This window comes from Dehalococcoidia bacterium (genome assembly GCA_021295915.1).
Classification (GTDB): Bacteria; Chloroflexota; Dehalococcoidia; order Lucifugimonadales; family UBA1123; genus VXRN01.
This window is the reverse complement of sequence record JAGWBK010000004.1, coordinates 80,968-95,615: the sequence shown is the minus strand read 5'-3', so window position 1 is coordinate 95,615 and position 14,648 is coordinate 80,968. Positions and strand designations below refer to the sequence as shown.

General features: G+C 58.0%; 16 protein-coding genes and 1 pseudogene. 11 read left to right on the top strand and 6 right to left on the bottom strand.

Annotated features, from left to right (window positions below; all coding sequences use genetic code 11):
• Nucleotides 1–160: 160 nt before the first annotated feature.
• The gene (locus tag J4G14_02500; GenBank protein ID MCE2456674.1) at nt 161–784 is read right to left on the bottom strand and encodes a hypothetical protein; all 624 of its coding nucleotides are present in this window, start codon (nt 782–784) and stop codon (nt 161–163) included.
• A gap of 296 nt (nt 785–1,080) precedes the next feature.
• Here J4G14_02500 and J4G14_02495 point away from each other — a divergent pair, with 296 nt between their 5' ends.
• The 7 genes from J4G14_02495 to J4G14_02465 all read left to right on the top strand — a co-directional run bounded on the left by J4G14_02495 (nt 1,081) and on the right by J4G14_02465 (nt 5,282).
• Complete coding sequence (locus J4G14_02495; protein ID MCE2456673.1) at nt 1,081–1,935, top strand: hypothetical protein; 855 nt, start codon at nt 1,081–1,083, stop codon at nt 1,933–1,935.
• Complete coding sequence (locus J4G14_02490) at nt 1,928–2,410, top strand: hypothetical protein (GenBank protein ID MCE2456672.1); 483 nt, start codon at nt 1,928–1,930, stop codon at nt 2,408–2,410. Before J4G14_02495 ends, J4G14_02490 begins: the two co-directional genes overlap by 8 nt.
• Nucleotides 2,411–3,001, top strand: a complete 591-nt coding sequence (locus J4G14_02485) for a hypothetical protein (GenBank protein MCE2456671.1) — start codon at nt 2,411–2,413, stop codon at nt 2,999–3,001.
• On the top strand, nt 3,001–3,798 hold the full coding sequence (locus tag J4G14_02480) for a hypothetical protein (GenBank protein ID MCE2456670.1): 798 nt from the start codon (nt 3,001–3,003) through the stop codon (nt 3,796–3,798). Before J4G14_02485 ends, J4G14_02480 begins: the two co-directional genes overlap by 1 nt.
• A gap of 421 nt (nt 3,799–4,219) precedes the next feature.
• Nucleotides 4,220–4,390 (top strand): hypothetical protein, encoded by a 171-nt coding sequence (locus J4G14_02475; protein ID MCE2456669.1) that lies wholly within the window; start codon nt 4,220–4,222, stop codon nt 4,388–4,390.
• Nucleotides 4,387–4,590 carry a hypothetical protein gene (locus J4G14_02470; GenBank protein MCE2456668.1) on the top strand — a complete coding sequence of 68 codons (204 nt, stop codon included), beginning with the start codon at nt 4,387–4,389 and terminating at the stop codon, nt 4,588–4,590. Before J4G14_02475 ends, J4G14_02470 begins: the two co-directional genes overlap by 4 nt.
• A gap of 2 nt (nt 4,591–4,592) precedes the next feature.
• Nucleotides 4,593–5,282, top strand: coding sequence for a hypothetical protein (locus J4G14_02465; GenBank protein MCE2456667.1), 690 nt, complete (start codon nt 4,593–4,595; stop codon nt 5,280–5,282).
• 166 nt (nt 5,283–5,448) lie between these two features.
• Here the strand turns inward: J4G14_02465 and J4G14_02460 are convergent, their stop codons facing one another.
• Nucleotides 5,449–6,282, bottom strand: a complete 834-nt coding sequence (locus J4G14_02460) for a tyrosine-type recombinase/integrase (GenBank protein MCE2456666.1) — start codon at nt 6,280–6,282, stop codon at nt 5,449–5,451.
• A 631-nt stretch (nt 6,283–6,913) separates the two neighbouring features.
• On the opposite strand from J4G14_02460, the gene mftG reads away from it, so the two are divergent.
• Nucleotides 6,914–8,461 carry a mycofactocin system GMC family oxidoreductase MftG gene (gene mftG / locus J4G14_02455; GenBank protein ID MCE2456665.1) on the top strand — a complete coding sequence of 516 codons (1,548 nt, stop codon included), beginning with the start codon at nt 6,914–6,916 and terminating at the stop codon, nt 8,459–8,461.
• Between the two features lie 15 nt (nt 8,462–8,476).
• Here mftG and J4G14_02450 read toward each other — a convergent pair whose 3' ends face one another.
• The 3 genes and pseudogenes from J4G14_02450 to J4G14_02440 all read right to left on the bottom strand — a co-directional run bounded on the left by J4G14_02450 (nt 8,477) and on the right by J4G14_02440 (nt 11,400).
• Nucleotides 8,477–9,406, bottom strand: coding sequence for an ABC transporter substrate-binding protein (locus J4G14_02450; protein MCE2456664.1), 930 nt, complete (start codon nt 9,404–9,406; stop codon nt 8,477–8,479).
• A 441-nt stretch (nt 9,407–9,847) separates the two neighbouring features.
• The gene (locus J4G14_02445; GenBank protein ID MCE2456663.1) at nt 9,848–10,039 is read right to left on the bottom strand and encodes a hypothetical protein; all 192 of its coding nucleotides are present in this window, start codon (nt 10,037–10,039) and stop codon (nt 9,848–9,850) included.
• A gap of 105 nt (nt 10,040–10,144) precedes the next feature.
• A pseudogene (locus J4G14_02440) lies at nt 10,145–11,400 on the bottom strand (nucleoside:proton symporter).
• Between the two features lie 179 nt (nt 11,401–11,579).
• On the opposite strand from J4G14_02440, the gene J4G14_02435 reads away from it, so the two are divergent.
• The 3 genes from J4G14_02435 to folK all read left to right on the top strand — a co-directional run bounded on the left by J4G14_02435 (nt 11,580) and on the right by folK (nt 14,089).
• A complete protein-coding gene (locus tag J4G14_02435; protein ID MCE2456662.1) occupies nt 11,580–12,647 on the top strand; it encodes a PQQ-dependent sugar dehydrogenase in 1,068 nt (355 codons plus the stop codon).
• Between the two features lie 63 nt (nt 12,648–12,710).
• A complete protein-coding gene (gene folP / locus J4G14_02430; GenBank protein MCE2456661.1) occupies nt 12,711–13,544 on the top strand; it encodes a dihydropteroate synthase in 834 nt (277 codons plus the stop codon).
• An 8-nt stretch (nt 13,545–13,552) separates the two neighbouring features.
• On the top strand, nt 13,553–14,089 hold the full coding sequence (gene folK, locus J4G14_02425; GenBank protein MCE2456660.1) for a 2-amino-4-hydroxy-6-hydroxymethyldihydropteridine diphosphokinase: 537 nt from the start codon (nt 13,553–13,555) through the stop codon (nt 14,087–14,089).
• A 70-nt stretch (nt 14,090–14,159) separates the two neighbouring features.
• Here folK and J4G14_02420 read toward each other — a convergent pair whose 3' ends face one another.
• On the bottom strand, nt 14,160–14,591 hold the full coding sequence (locus tag J4G14_02420) for a hypothetical protein (protein ID MCE2456659.1): 432 nt from the start codon (nt 14,589–14,591) through the stop codon (nt 14,160–14,162).
• Nucleotides 14,592–14,648 lie beyond the last annotated feature (57 nt).

Genomic DNA, 14,648 nt, shown 5'->3' with positions numbered 1-14,648 from the left:
GCTGTTGACCTGCCCGATCACGGTCGGCGTCAGAAGTAGGCCGAACAGGACGATGACGAGCGCCCCGACGATTCCTTTGATTCCTGATGACATTTCATCCCTCCTTTATGGGATTTGGGTGTATGTCAGCAGGATTGGCCGGAATCTGGAGGATGTCAAACTAACGGTAGAGGCTCACCCGCTTGGGAGGAGTGCGGAATTGGACACTAACATTTCCATTGGTCTGGACAGGCACAACGGCCTCCTGTGGGTCTCCTGAGCTGTCTGCCAGCGTACCAGGGGCTGGACAGCCGGAAAGGTGCAGAGGGTCTCTGGGAAGCCATAGAGCCCCGACCCTTCTGATGGGAGGAGGCTCTGACTGGCTTGTCTGTCGCATCATCCAGTCGATGAACTGTACACGGTCCAACGGGTAGCCCGACTTTGCAAACATACTGAGCTCGAAGAGCCTCCAGACGGACTGCTTGTGAGGGCTCTCTGGGTCCCTGCACATCGCCAGTTGCAGTACGCGGTCACGATTGATCCCTCCTACAGCAGCCACATGGCTCACCATCTGCTGTACGGGATACCTTGACCAGCTCAGGCCGTTGTCTCCCTCGGCATAGTACCCTGCCATCTTCCCGAGATGGACCCTGGAGGGCTCTGTGAGCCCCTTCACCCAGTTGGTGAATGATGGCGCAGACACTCTGAGCGTCAGAGCCGCCTGTCGAGCACTCTTGAACTGCGTCAGGCTTAGCCAGGTGAGCACTAATCGGGCTGTCAAATCCCTTGTGTGTGTGTCGCGCATGATTCTCCCTCCAGAATCTGGCGTATTAGTCTTTTTACGTTAGCTTGTGATGGTATAGAGACATCTTTTAGATAGAAGGCGTGGGAATACTCAGTGGCACAACACATATCATAGGTCACTCCAGACCGGCAACTACGGACTCCAGGCTCGGAAGGCGTCGGGAGCGAGAGTCTGACGTTGTAATCGTACCTGCGGATGAAGCGTGGTACAGGCCAGACCCTTTGGCGAGGGTTGCCATCCTCACTGGGAACAGAGGGGACGGTAAATCAGCGACTGCGAACCACTGGGCCTACCTGATGAAATACACGAACCTCAACAGGAGGATCCCCTGGAAGGTCTTTGCCAACATCAACATCCAGTACGCGGATGAGTGGGCTGAAGACATGTATGAGCGGATCCAGGACGACAAGACGGGCTGGTATCAGAATGCGACGGTAGTGATCGACGAGCTCCCGGAGATTATGAACTCGAAGCGGTCGGTCTCGGGGGCGGTGGTAGCGGTCGAGGCGCAACTGAGACAGCTGCGCAAGGACATGATGGACCTACTGGGTACTGCACAGTGGCCCCATGAGCTCACCAGCTCTATCCTGCGCCAGACTGACCTCCTGATACAGCCGAGGCTCTTCAAGAAGAAGGTTCGCGGCCTGGACGGTCAGTGGCGAGAGATAGCGATGGTCAAGTCCGCCATCTGGAACTGGAACGGCTCTCTGACCGGCCGACCGCTGTTTGGGATGAAGTGGCCCGCTCCTTACGAGACAGCCGACCAATTCAGGACAGATTTCGGCATTGAGAACACATGGAACTACTACAGCACCGACAGCAAGGTCCAGAACATCCACACGGACGCGGGGAAACAGGCTGCTGTCGACCGTAAGCGCGACCGCGAGTTTCAGGAGCTCGCCATGAGCCTGATGAACGGACGGAACAAGGTCCCATACGAGGAGTTTCAGATATTCGCTGGGACGTACCTGGACTGTGACAACCCGACGATGTTCGCAGAAGCCGCAAGGGTGATGCGCCTGGTCGTGACCGAGTCCGATGGTCAGCAATTCGTAGAGCTCCCGTCCGCAGTAATGGAGCACCTTGACACCCCAGCGGCCAAACAGGCCCGATTCGAGGTCGAAATGGAGAACCTGAGACTCTATGGCTGAAACAGACGACATTCTGAAGGATCCAGCACTCGGCGGGAGTGCGATTGACTCCAATACCGGCAGGGTCGACCAGGCTGAGGAAGCTGACGAGGAAGACCCTGCGGGGCAGCAGGGGCGCGGCGCGATGTCCCTCGAAGGACTCGCGCACATCTACGAGAACAACGCATACAACCCTTCCAAAGAGCTGCTCGACATGTCGGGGGACCTCTACCAGGTCTCTGCCAAAGCGAACATCACAGCCCGGGAACGAGACCTGATAATGCGCCTGGTGTCGAACATCCAGCTGGAGCGAACAGGTCGCCTTGACGAGGAGGAGCTGATACTGGCATTCATCGCCCTCGGGACTGGGATCGGAGGCGAACGGGCAAAGGACGTCGTCACCATCGCCACAGGCGCATTACGACAGATGCAGGAGGGAATGGGAGCGATGGGTCGCGGAGTGCGCGGAATGTACGACCGAGCCAGGAGGTGGTAGGTGGGTAAGCAGAATATCCAGGTGCTCATTCTGAGCCCAGACCAGCGTTACCGCACGGTCAACGCCCAGCGGTCCTACACCATACCAGCCCTGCTTGAAACCAAGCTCGGGAAGGGTGAGAAGGGAGGGTTTGTCGACGACCTTCGCTCCCCGACCGTATGGTCTCAGTACGGGGCAGCATACATGGACGATCCCAAGACGTTGCTTGAGGCCGACCGTTCCGAGTACCCGAGCGCAATCATCTGGTCGCAGGCGCATGGAGCAGCTGCCCTTGACGGCAGTGGACTCCTGCTCAGCACTGACACGACACTCAGGGACTCCAAGCCAACGAGCGCGGGCAAGGATGACGACTGGATGATGCAAGTCGCGGACATCCAGCGGGGAATGATTCAGTCCGAAGCCCAGCAGGAGGCTGTCGCGGGAGCTTCCCGAGACCAGTCCAGGGCTGACCTCCTCGACCGGCTGATCTGGATTCTCGCCATCGTCGCGCTGGTGGTCGCTGGGCTGACCCTCATCTTCCTCGGACCCAAGCTCCTTTCGACCTTTGGAGACATTGGCAGCAGCATAAGCGTCCCTGGAGTAGGTATCTGATGGCACTTGCAGACAGGGTTGTAAAGGGCATAGACAACCCGAGACGGTTGAAACGTGGTCTGTTGGACAGCATCGCTCCGCCTGGCAGCTGGACTCGCGCATGGCTCGATCGAGACATCGCGAATATCCTGGTGCTCGATTCAAGGGCCAATCTGGTACGGCTCATCAAGACCTCGCAGTCGAAGATGGAGGAGTTGTACCCCGAGCATCGGGAGTCAAGCTGTTGGCTTCCGCGTGGAACAGCTGGGGTGAGGACTGCCTGGCTTTTCGGAATGCCAATCCTTCTCGCTTCTGTTGTGTGGCTTGCTGGGTACATGATTATCCTCGGATGGGAGGGCTGGCGCTGGACCCCGACAGCCGCTGCGTTCATCCAGATCCCGATTTCGATGCGCCTCGGGTCCGCCGGCGGTTATCGGGCTATGCCTAAGCCTGTCTGGCTGCTGAGGGTTACACCCGAAGGCGAAATCAGACCGCTCTCCTACAGCGAGGAGTGGATCGACGGGACGATGACTCCCCGACACGTTCACACGACGTCCCAGAAGCGGGACATCCGAGACCTGCTGAGCGGGTCCACCGGCAACTGGACTCCTGGACTTGTGCCAACGGCCGGAGTCATCACAGGCATCGTGGTATGCGTCGTCGTCCTGGCCCTGGTGTTCGTCACAGCCAGGGGGCAGGACGACCCTGCCGCAGCCGCAGAGCCCCAACCGACTCCGATAGTCGAGGACATAGGGAGTGGGCCGCTGCCTCCATTCGAGGGTACGGTCGACCTCACGCCGCAGGCCGACGGTCAGTGAATGTCGGGCTCTCCCAGAACCGCAAGAGGCGCGCATGGCTTGAGGTTATGGGCGAGCTCAAGTGTCTCTACTGCCCTCACAATGCTACCGAGCATACTGGGGACTGGGGAGGCTATGTCCATGTGGTCGCGGTACTGCTGCGACCATTCAATGTGCAACTGATTGGCTTGACCTGTGATGAGTGCGGGAGCGTCTGCTGGCGTCGCGCAGGAGAGCACTTCGAGGATGGGTGAAGGAGCTGACATGAAGGACCTGTGGCCTGGCAACTGGAATCGAAGACAGGACTTTTTTGGAGGCGGGAAGTGCAACGTCAGGGGATGCGACTGCTACAAGGAGCGTCGCTGGCTGCTCAACCCAGTCCGGCTTTTCTGTCGGGGCTGGTTCAGGCGGCATGTCATACGTACGATCTGAGGAGAGCGACTTGGCGATTGTCTTCGGAATAGTCGGCTTCCTCGCGTCTCTGTGGCTCACCTGGTACTTCTGGTTCCTGGCGGAGACTCCGCTGCTCGCCATCGCATTCGCACTCGTCAGTCTTGGTTTTCTGGCTGGGATCTTCCAGTACCTGCTTGGCGAGGATGAGGAGGTAGAGTGAGCGGCCCTGTCATCGCTGTCATCCTGCTTATTGCCCTCGGAATGCTTGGAGCGGCCCTTTCGACTTCTGAGGTAGCCCAGCTCCTGTCTGAGGGCGGTCCCTTCGGCTCAAGTGCGGTCGCTGTGCGCAGCTTCATCGCCGTCGGACTCCCGCTAGTGCTGGCTGTCGGATTCATCATCTACGCATTCTCAAGGAGGTAGCTGTGCCATCCCGAGCCCTGATGCTCATATTCGCATCCCTGGTCGTGCTGACCCTCGGCGTGACGGTCGGGCTCTCATTGGGTGTCGCAGAAGATGTCAAGCCTGTCGGCTACACACTCACCAGCTCGTCTACGAGCTCGGCAGTCATCCTGTCCCTGGTCGGGTCCGACAACTCGGTCAGTGCTGTCCAGTTCTCGACCGCAAGGAAGGAAGACGCTCGCCTTGAAGATGTCACGGCGTATCGGGTGATTGCGACAAGTACGTTGCAGACTTCCAATGCCCGACCATGTCAGAGCGAGGCGACTTCAGCCCACCAGGACAAGTGGCAGATGATCTTGTCGAGCCCCGAAAGCGCGACACACTACGCGGCCCAAGTAGGGACAGCTACTGGTGCATCGACCACAACGAGGGGCATCACCGCGCCCACGCGAACGCGAGCGTCTGGAATCAGGCTGCTAACCCTGCCGACCATCGCCACAGGAGACCTGCCTGCAGATTTGGGTCAGGCACCTTGCGTTCCAGGGGGGACGAATTACTACCTTGAGAGCCTTGCGGAGTACGGCTGGAGAGAGATCATCGCCTTCCCAGCCTCTCTGGGCTCACCGCTGGGAACGGAGGGCAGCTTTGCGACCGACGACGACACCCACGCTGTCTTCACTGGCCGCTGCGGCAGTATTGCCTTGCAGGAGTAGCTCCCATCGGAGGTGTCGACCACTCATTCTGGGTGACGCCAGGGAGTGCAGGAGTTATACGGGCTCAGCTTGGTGTCCAGGCTTCCCGTGAGCTGTTCTTCGACCCGATCCTGGAGTGAGTCCACGTCGCTCGTCACCGACTTTTCAATTGAAAAGTCGAGCACTATCAGGCACACGCATCCGCCAGGCGGAGACCCGAGAGCGGAGAGAACTGCGCGTGCCTCTCCGAGAGGGCCGCTGTGCTCATGTGAACGTAGATCATGGTCGACGCGAGGTTGCTGTGACCCAAGATTCTCTGAAGCGAGAACACGTCGCCTCCGTTCAGAATGTAGTGCAGCGCGAACGTATGGCGAAGTACGTGAGGGCCTGACTTTCGACCATTGACTCCAGCCCTGTACAGGACACGCCTGATCGCGAGCTGGATCCCAGACAAGGTCATAGGCCCACGTCTGCCGACCCAGACATACTCCCCGTCCCCGAGGCCGGACAGCAGCCTCCGGACATTCGGAGATATTGGAACGACTCGCTCTCCTGTCTTCCCAGAGACAACTATCTCGCGGTCCCTGACGTTCCTCCATCTCAGCGAGGCTATTTCCCCGAGTCGGATCCCGGTGTCAAGTGGGACTGCGACAAGGGCCTTGTCCCTCCAGGACGTTGCAGCGATCAGGACATCCTCTACCTCTCCTTCGGAAAGAGCCCGGGGCAAGGTTGGTCGCAACTTTGGGGCGGGAACCTCTCCCATGACGTTCTCCGCAATCCCCCTCTCCGCAGCCCAGCGCCAGAAGGTCCGCAGAGCTCTCCACAGATCATGTCGGCTGGTAGGTGCAAGTTCCTGAGACCCGATGAAGGATAGGATCGCCCCTGGTTGCGTGGGGAGCTCCTCGGGAAATGCGGAGGACAGCTTCTTCAGCGCCCAGCCGTACCCCACGACCGTCTTAGGCGCGAGCTGCCGATACCTCGCCTCCTCAAGATACCTGTCTGCAATCTCCCTTGTACGCAACCGCAGCCCCTCTATCCTCCGATGTTCTCAGCAGCGAGTCTTTGAGTGTCGACCGATATGCTAGTCACTCTCGCGGGAGTTGTTAAGTGCCAGCCGCACTCTCAGCGACGGCGCATCTGCGCTCTTGGCAGTTGGCGCGAATGCGCTGTCTACTGCCCACGTATGCTTCTTGTCGCCACACTCACGCGCAAGTACATTGTGCTAGTTGAAGCAGCTACCCCTCATGGCGTAACTAGGAGGCCCTCTTGATTCAGGTGTTGAGCGAGAGCAGAGCCGCAGAACTTGGAAGGTGTGCCGAAGGACGTGCGGCCCGATCTTCGGAGGTCCAAAGCCAGCCCTGAGGTCGGTAACTGGCTGTCAATGACACAGTTGTATCACTTCCAAGTTGGAACCTGACAAGCGGAATTCTGGTATGATTTGACCCACAAAGAGGGCAGCTGCTTCTGACAAGTACAAGGGTTAATTCCCAAGCAGGATGTCGTGGGTTCGAATCCCATCACCCGCTCCAATTCTTTTTTCCCGTGCCCCCTGCTACGTCGAGAGTACTCATGCGCTCGTTCGCTTATTGGAGTATCATCTCGTCAGGGCAAACTGTGCCGTTCCAAGTGCAGCGAAAATGTGAGGTGGGATGATGAAGTACGACGTAATCGTGGTTGGAGCCGGGTCGGCAGGATGCGCGATCGCGACGAGGCTGTCTGAGGCCCCTGACCGGTCCGTGCTGCTGCTTGAGGCGGGGCCTGACTACCCTGAATTCGATGCCCTGCCTGACGACCTCAAGCTGGGAAACAATGTGTGGCTGTCGGCATACGGGCCTCACAACTGGGGCTACACCGGACAAATAACGCCCGAGCAGCCGGAGCTTCAGGTCCCTCGTGGACGGGCTACAGGCGGCTCCAGCGCTGTTAACGGACAGGTGCTGTTCAGGGGCATTCCCGAAGACTACGACCGCTGGGCCGAGTGGGGCAACGACGAGTGGAGCTATGTTGACTGTCTCCCCTACTTCAACAAGTTGGAGACCGACCTGGACTTCGGCGGCGACGACTTTCATGGCTCTGACGGGCCTGTCCCAGTGAAACGCTATCCTCGGAGCGAGTGGCTGCCGTATGCGCGTGTATTCGAGCAGGCCTGTGTCACGGCGGGTTACCCCATCAGCGAAGACCAGAACCACCCGGAGTCAACGGGCGTCTCACCTCGTGCCAGGAACACGATAAACGGTGTCCGAATGAGCATGGCGCTCAACTACCTCGACCTCGCCCGGCACCGGCTCAACCTGACGATCAGGGCAGGCGTAACAGCCCGCCGAATTGTCTTCGACGGCAACAGGGCTGTCGGCATCGAGGCTGAAAGCGGCGACGAGGTCTTTACAGTAGAAGCCGAGCAGATCGTCATCAGCAGCGGCGCGATCGCGTCTCCGCAGCTGCTGATGCTGTCGGGCATCGGTCCGGCCGATCACCTGCAAAGCTTGGGAATCACAGTGGTTCAAGACCTTCCCGGTGTCGGAAAGAACCTCCGGGACCATCCGGGTGCCTCAGTCATATACAGGGCCGCTGGAGAGAGACCGGACCTCCAGGCGCCGGTAATACAGGTAGGAATGAGGTACACGGTGGAGGGGTCGCCGCTGCGGAACGATATGCAGCTCAGCCCGATGCTCATGACCAGTGAGCACCGTCCCGCTCACATCGACATCAACGACGACGACAACTACATAGGCCTCGGGGCCAGTCTCCAGTTGGCGTTGGGCCAGGGTGAGCTGACCCTCCAGTCAACCGATCCTCACCAGCAGCCGTTCCTCAACTACAACTACTACCAGGAAGAAGAAGATCTCCGTCGTATGCGGGAGGCAATTCGACTCGCTGTCAGAATCGGTGACGATCCTGGTTTCAAAGAAATCTTCCTGGAACGGGTGATGCCCACTGACGACGAGTTGGAGAGCGACGACACCCTGAACGACTGGCTCCGCCGCAACTCAGGCACGTCGCATCACATCTCGGGCACCTGCAAGATGGGGCCTGACTCCGACCCGATGGCCGTCGTGGACCAGTACCTGCACGTTCGAGGCGTCGAGGGCCTGCGCGTGGCAGACGCATCGGTGATGCCCGACTGCATCCGCGCGAACACCAACGCCACGACAATCATGATCGGCGAACGTCTCGCCGACTTCTTGAAGGAGGGCAAGTAGCCAGACGGCAGCCCGCTAGATCGTCTCCGATGGGAACAGGTCTATGGGGTCGACGGCCTCCGGGATCACTCCCTGGTCGACGTTGAATCCCACGAAGGTTTCGATCGTACTCTGGGCGGCCTCGAAGTCGTAGGACAGCGCTTTCTCGTTGCCGACTATCCCGGCCATCCTGAGCAGCTGCTCGGTCCCGGGGGCTGAAGTATCTCCGGTATGCAGGCGGTCGATGTAATCGTCCTTGGCTGTGCCGAACACGTTGAAGACTTCAGTAGCAAGGTCACCATGCGACTCGAGCAGCGCGTCCTTGACCACGAGCAGGTGGCTGATCGGGTAGATTCCGGTGCTGGAGTGCCAGTCGGCGTCGAGCTGAGCCGCCTCTGGGAAGAGTGGACGGATGTCATCCGAGCCAGTTGGAGGCGCGCCAATGGCGGCGTCGATTTCACCTGAAAGCAGCATCTCCCCGAGGTCGCTGCTCTCCGAGTACGTCACGTGCGCGGGTGCCTCGTACTCCGCCACGTGCTCGTCGCCGGAGATGACCCAACTGACGGCAGAGAGATCGACATCGTACTGGCTCTGGAGGATGCCTCGGGTCCAGACGCCTGGGGTGAACGTATAGCTGCGTACGCCTACCTTCCTGCCCTCCAGGTCCTTCGGCCCTTCAATGCCACTGTGGACGTTGTAGGACAGCATCCCGTGGTAGAAGTCGCGGGTCAGAAAGACCGGGAGCGCAGTGAATCGCTTGCCGTGGGCTCGTGCGCAAAGATAGGTCGAGAGAGCCATTTCGGCAACGTCGAACTCGAGGGTACGCACCATTCGCCTGAAGATCATGGGAACGGGAGAGACTTCGGTGTGTTCCATGCTGAACATCGATGATCCGATGCTGCCGTCTTTCAGCGGTACAGTGTGGCCATAGTTTGCAACGGCGGTGCTGAGTACGAGGTCTGTCATTCTGGTAGTCTCCTGCAAAGTTGCGGTGAACTGATTCTCTTGGCGCCACATTTTACACGCAATAACGTGTTGCAGGTGAGCGAAGTCGCTCAAATGACAGGAGGGCGATCGAGTCTGTGCCCTGGCAGAGGCCACATACTGGTCTGGCAGCGACCCCTCACAGGGTCACCAAATGGAGGCTAGCGTACGCTGCCTTGCCGCTTCGAGCGGTGGTCATTCGCAAGCACGCCATGCTCAATGGAACAGGTTCCGCTCAGGGGCATGTCAGTCGAGGCTACCGCCTGCAGACCCAGGAGGCTCGCCGTGCGATTCCTGCGAAGCTCGGGAGTAACACATCGCGCCGATGAGGTACGCGCGGAGTGTGTAGCCGGTCGGGAGAGTGCCTCAAGGCTCTTCGTCAGCATTGGACGTCCTCCAATTGGTTCTAATTCGAACCAGTAGTCAGGTGAGTTGCCAGGTGCGGGCCAGGTCAAGCAGCAGTGGCCATACCGGCGGTAAGTGCCCGAGGCTCAGGCCGATCAGGTACCTGTTTGGCAGCTTGACGTAGGGAGCAACTTTGCCCCACAGGATCTCCGGCAGTTCCCAAAGAAGTCCTGCGTCATAACTATCAGTGACTGTCGCCGCCTGCGTCATGATGAGAGATTAAACAAAGTTTAAGAAAACAACCAAGAATTATTCTGGTCATTTGGAGGCAATTTTGTGGAATTTGAGGAATTGACGTGGGCCGGGCTGGTTCCCCTACCAGTACAGCAGACCAGCTATGGTGCCGGTCATGCAGGTCGCCATCGTGCCGGCCAGGATGGACTTCATGCCCAGTTGGGCGATCTCCAGGCGCCTCTCAAGAACGATAGCTCCGATTCCACCAATCATAATCCCGAGGCTCCCAAAGTTGGCAAATCCGCAGATGCTGTAGGCCATGATCAACGAGCTGCGCTCGCTGAGGCTGCCAGCAGGTAGCTCTGCCATCTGCACGTAGGCAACAAGCTCGTTGAGGACGACCTTGGTGCCCAGCAACTGGCCGGCACTGGTTGCCTCGGACCAGGGAATGCCAAGTAGCCACACGACTGGAGCTAGAAGCCAGCCGAGTATTCGTTGCATTGTCAGGGGACCGTTCAGTATGTCAGGTAGGAGTCCAAGTACGATATTGATGAACTCAACTAGAGCCACGAGAACTATGAGCATCCCGATGATGTATGCGAACAGCCGGAGTCCATCAATCGCACCACGTGCTAGCGCGTCAGCGCCGTTCTCGTAGATCTGATCGAATTCCACCTCGGCATCTTTCGATTCGACCCCAGTTCGAGGGAGTAGTATCAGCGCAATTACGATGGCGGCAGGGGCGCTGATGATCGAAGCCGTTAGAAGGTGACCTGCGGGGTCAGGAATGATCCCATCCAGAAACGAGGCGACAAGGCATAGACCGTGCCAGCAATGGTTGCCATGCCTCCTGTCATAACGATGAAGAGTTCTGAACGGGTCATGGTTAGTAGATAAGGACGAACCAGTAGAGGCGCTTCGACCATACCGATGAATACATTCGCTGCGGTAGAGAAGCTTGCTGCCCCGCTGATCCCCAGGGTCTTTGTCAGCACCCAGGCAAAGCCCCTGACGACAAATGGAAGCACTCTGTAGTGATAGAGGACTGCGGAGAGAGCGCCAATGAAGACCACCAACGGCAGAGAACGGAAGGCAAAGACAAAGGATGCGCCGGGATACGACTCCTCGAAAGACAGTGGCCCGCCGCCGAGGTAACCGAAGACCAGGGACGTACCGGCCTCAGTCGCACGTACGAGTGCATCGACTCCGTTTCCAATCCAGACGAACAGAGTCTGGGAACCTGGCAGCTTGATGAGAAGCAGAGCGAGACCAATCTGGACAGCCAGCCCAATTCCTGCAGTTCGCCATGGGAATGCGCGCCTATTCTCACTAATTGCCCATGCGACCGCGACCAGAGCCACCATACCCGCAATTCCCTGTGCGACTAACAGTCCCATTGAAACTACTTCCTCCATTCAAAGACCGCGCGTTGGGAGAACGTCGCGAGCTAGGCTAGAATCGTCTTATGAGGGTGTACTGCTTTCCCATGCTCGTAGCGGTTCTACTTGTGATCGGCTGCTCGACAGAAACCGCTCAACCGAGTGATTCCAATCTCGTCAATCCGGAGGTTGAGTTAATGCCCGCTCTGGGCGGCCTGGACTTCGATAAACCCATTGCCCTTGTTTTCCCTGTAGACGGAACATCGGATGGCTACATAGTAGAACAATCCGGCAGAGTCCTGTCGGTTACCTCGAAGAGCGACGAATGGATGGTCAGCGAGTTCCTGAACATAGAAGGCCGCGTGAGCGATCGTGGAAGGGAGGAAGGGCTGCTCGGCCTGGCGCTGAGCTCCAACTTTCCATCAGAGCCCTACATATACGTGAACTACACGGCTGCAAACCCAAGGAGGACAGTGGTATCCCGATTCTCTGTAAGTACTGCTGACCCGGTCGTGGCTCAACCAGATAGCGAACATGTCGTTCTCGAAGTCGCACAGCCATACTCCAATCACAACGGGGGCCAACTGCTCTTCGGGCCAGATGGCTATCTCTACGTTGGATTTGGCGACGGGGGGTCTGCCGGTGACCCGAGGGACCATGGACAGAATCCAGGGACTCTCCTCGGCACAATAGTGCGGTTTGACGTATCCTACCTGGCTTCAGCGGGGACATATGCCATTCCAGACGACAATCCCCTCATTGGTCAGGACGGGGTAAGGCCCGAGGTGTGGGCATTCGGACTCCGAAACCCGTGGAGGTTCACCTTCGACCGTGACACGGGAGACCTGTGGGCAGCGGATGTCGGCCAGAACGAACGCGAAGAGGTGAATGTGATCCAACCTGGCCTCAACTATGGATGGAATGTCATGGAAGGGTCGCTGTGCTACGGGCGGGGCAATGAGAATTGCAGCAGGGAGGGCCTGGAACTTCCGGTAACCGAATACGGGCGCGCTGGCGGCTGCTCGATCACTGGCGGTTACGTCTATCGTGGCGAAAGAATACCGGGATTGTACGGATCATATGTTTATGGAGACTTCTGTAGCGGTAAAATATGGTCGTATGACCCAGACAGCAAAGAGGACACCCTGCTGATCGATACAGACCTGAGCATCTCGACATTCGGCGAAGACCAGGAGGGTGAGCTGTATGTAGTCTCTCTGGATGGGGGTGTTTACGTCATTGAAAGGACCGAGGAAACTCGCTGACCACTACAAGTATCCAGGTACCATATGAGAATGAATCCCTTTGAAGACCATGTCCTAACGGGAATGACAGTCTCGAATGGAGAGTTTCTCGAATGGGGACGGCGCACTTACGTAATGGGTATCGTAAACGTCACTCCGGACTCATTCTCGGGTGATGGCCTCGACACTGACATCGAAGCGATAGTCGACCAGGCCGTGCGAATGGTGAGCGACGGCGCCGACATGATCGACATCGGTGCTGAGTCAACAAGGCCAGGCTCATCCCCCATTAGCGACGAGGAAGAACTGGCGCGACTCATCCCCGCACTAAGGGCAGTGCGTAATCAGGTAAGAGTGCCCATCAGCGTAGACACGTACAAATGCCATGTGGCTCTCCGGGCACTGGAGGAAGGCGCTGATATTCTCAACGACGTGTGGGGGCTGAAGGCTGACCCAAAGATGGCTGACGTCGCAGCCAAGTACGATGTGCCCATCATCATCATGCACAACCAGAAGACACGAAAGTATCGAGACCTGCTGCCGGACATGATCGACAGTCTCTCACGAAGCATCTCAATAGCAAAGTGCGCAGGCATAGCCGAGAGCCAGATCATCCTTGATCCCGGAATCGGATTCGGTAAGAGCGCAGACCACAACCTGGAGGTGCTGAGGAGGCTCTCTGAATTCCAGCTTCTAGGTCACCCGGTACTGGTGGGGACGTCCCGGAAGTCGACAATTGGTAGTATACTTGGTCTCCCTTTGGAACAGCGGGTAGAAGGCACCGCCGCGACGGTGGCGCTGTCCATTGCAGGGGAAGCCGACATCGTAAGAGTGCATGACGTCAAGGAGATGGTCCGCGTGAGCCGTATGAGCGACGCTATTGTCCGCGGATGGAGGCCACCAGATTGGCGCAGATGAATGATGAGATGGTCACGGCATATCTGGGTTTGGGTTCCAACATCGGTGACCGAAATGCGAGTCTCAGAGAGGCGATCATACGGCTCGGAGACCCCGAAGCACTTACTGTCGTCGCAACGTCATCGATTTACGAGACGGCTCCCTGGGGTTACACTGACCAGCCGGTTTTTCTGAACTGCGTGGTGGAAGTAGAAACGCGATTTTCACCCGTCAAGCTTCTGAAACGGATCGAGCGAGTAGAGCAGGAAATCGGTCGCACTCCGACCTGGCGCTACGGCCCCAGGCTGATAGACGTGGACATACTCCTGTATGGGGACGTGTGTCTGCGACTATCTGATCCTGATCTGACCATTCCTCACCCGCGCATGGAGCAGAGGGCTTTCGTGATGATACCGCTCGCTGAAATCGCCGGTGACGTAGTTCATCCCGTGCTTAACCGGACGATTTCCGACCTATCCTCCACCATTGACGGAACAGAGGGCGTCAGACTATGGGCACACCGGCGAGAGCTTGGTGACCTAGTGGGGCGCGAAGCTCCCCAATAACTTAATGTGCAAGCGAACGCATCGGCCTAGCGCATAGCAAGCCCGGTTGCTGAATGGACTTCTGCAACCTTCAGGAACTTGACGCTTCCCTCCAGAGTCTGCAGCCTGTTACGCCTAAAGTAATCGGAAGTAGCGTGTCAACGAATGCCCAGATTACCCATGCCTGGTGGTTGCCGTCCAGGCTGTCAGCACCGTTTGCAAGGAACGAGATCCAGTTGTGGAGGAAGATGATTGTCACGGCAGACGTCAGGTAGAAGAGCGCGTTGCTCTCCAGGTAGGAGCGAGTTATCGATTCGGCCTGCCCTTCGGCCTCAACTTCCCTTTTGCGCTGGTAGTTGAAGACGAGCGCAAGTACTAGACCTACCAGCATCAGTACATCCAGGACGTACCAGATGCTCAATACGTCGATGGAGTCAGCCAACAGCGAGTTGACTATGAAGAAGGCGGCTACGACAACACCGACGATAACCAAGTATGCCCCGACAAGTTTCTTGAGTCCCAAGATGCCTCCCTTCCGTAGTTAGCATTGGTATCCAATACTGTCCCACGCGCAGTTGCC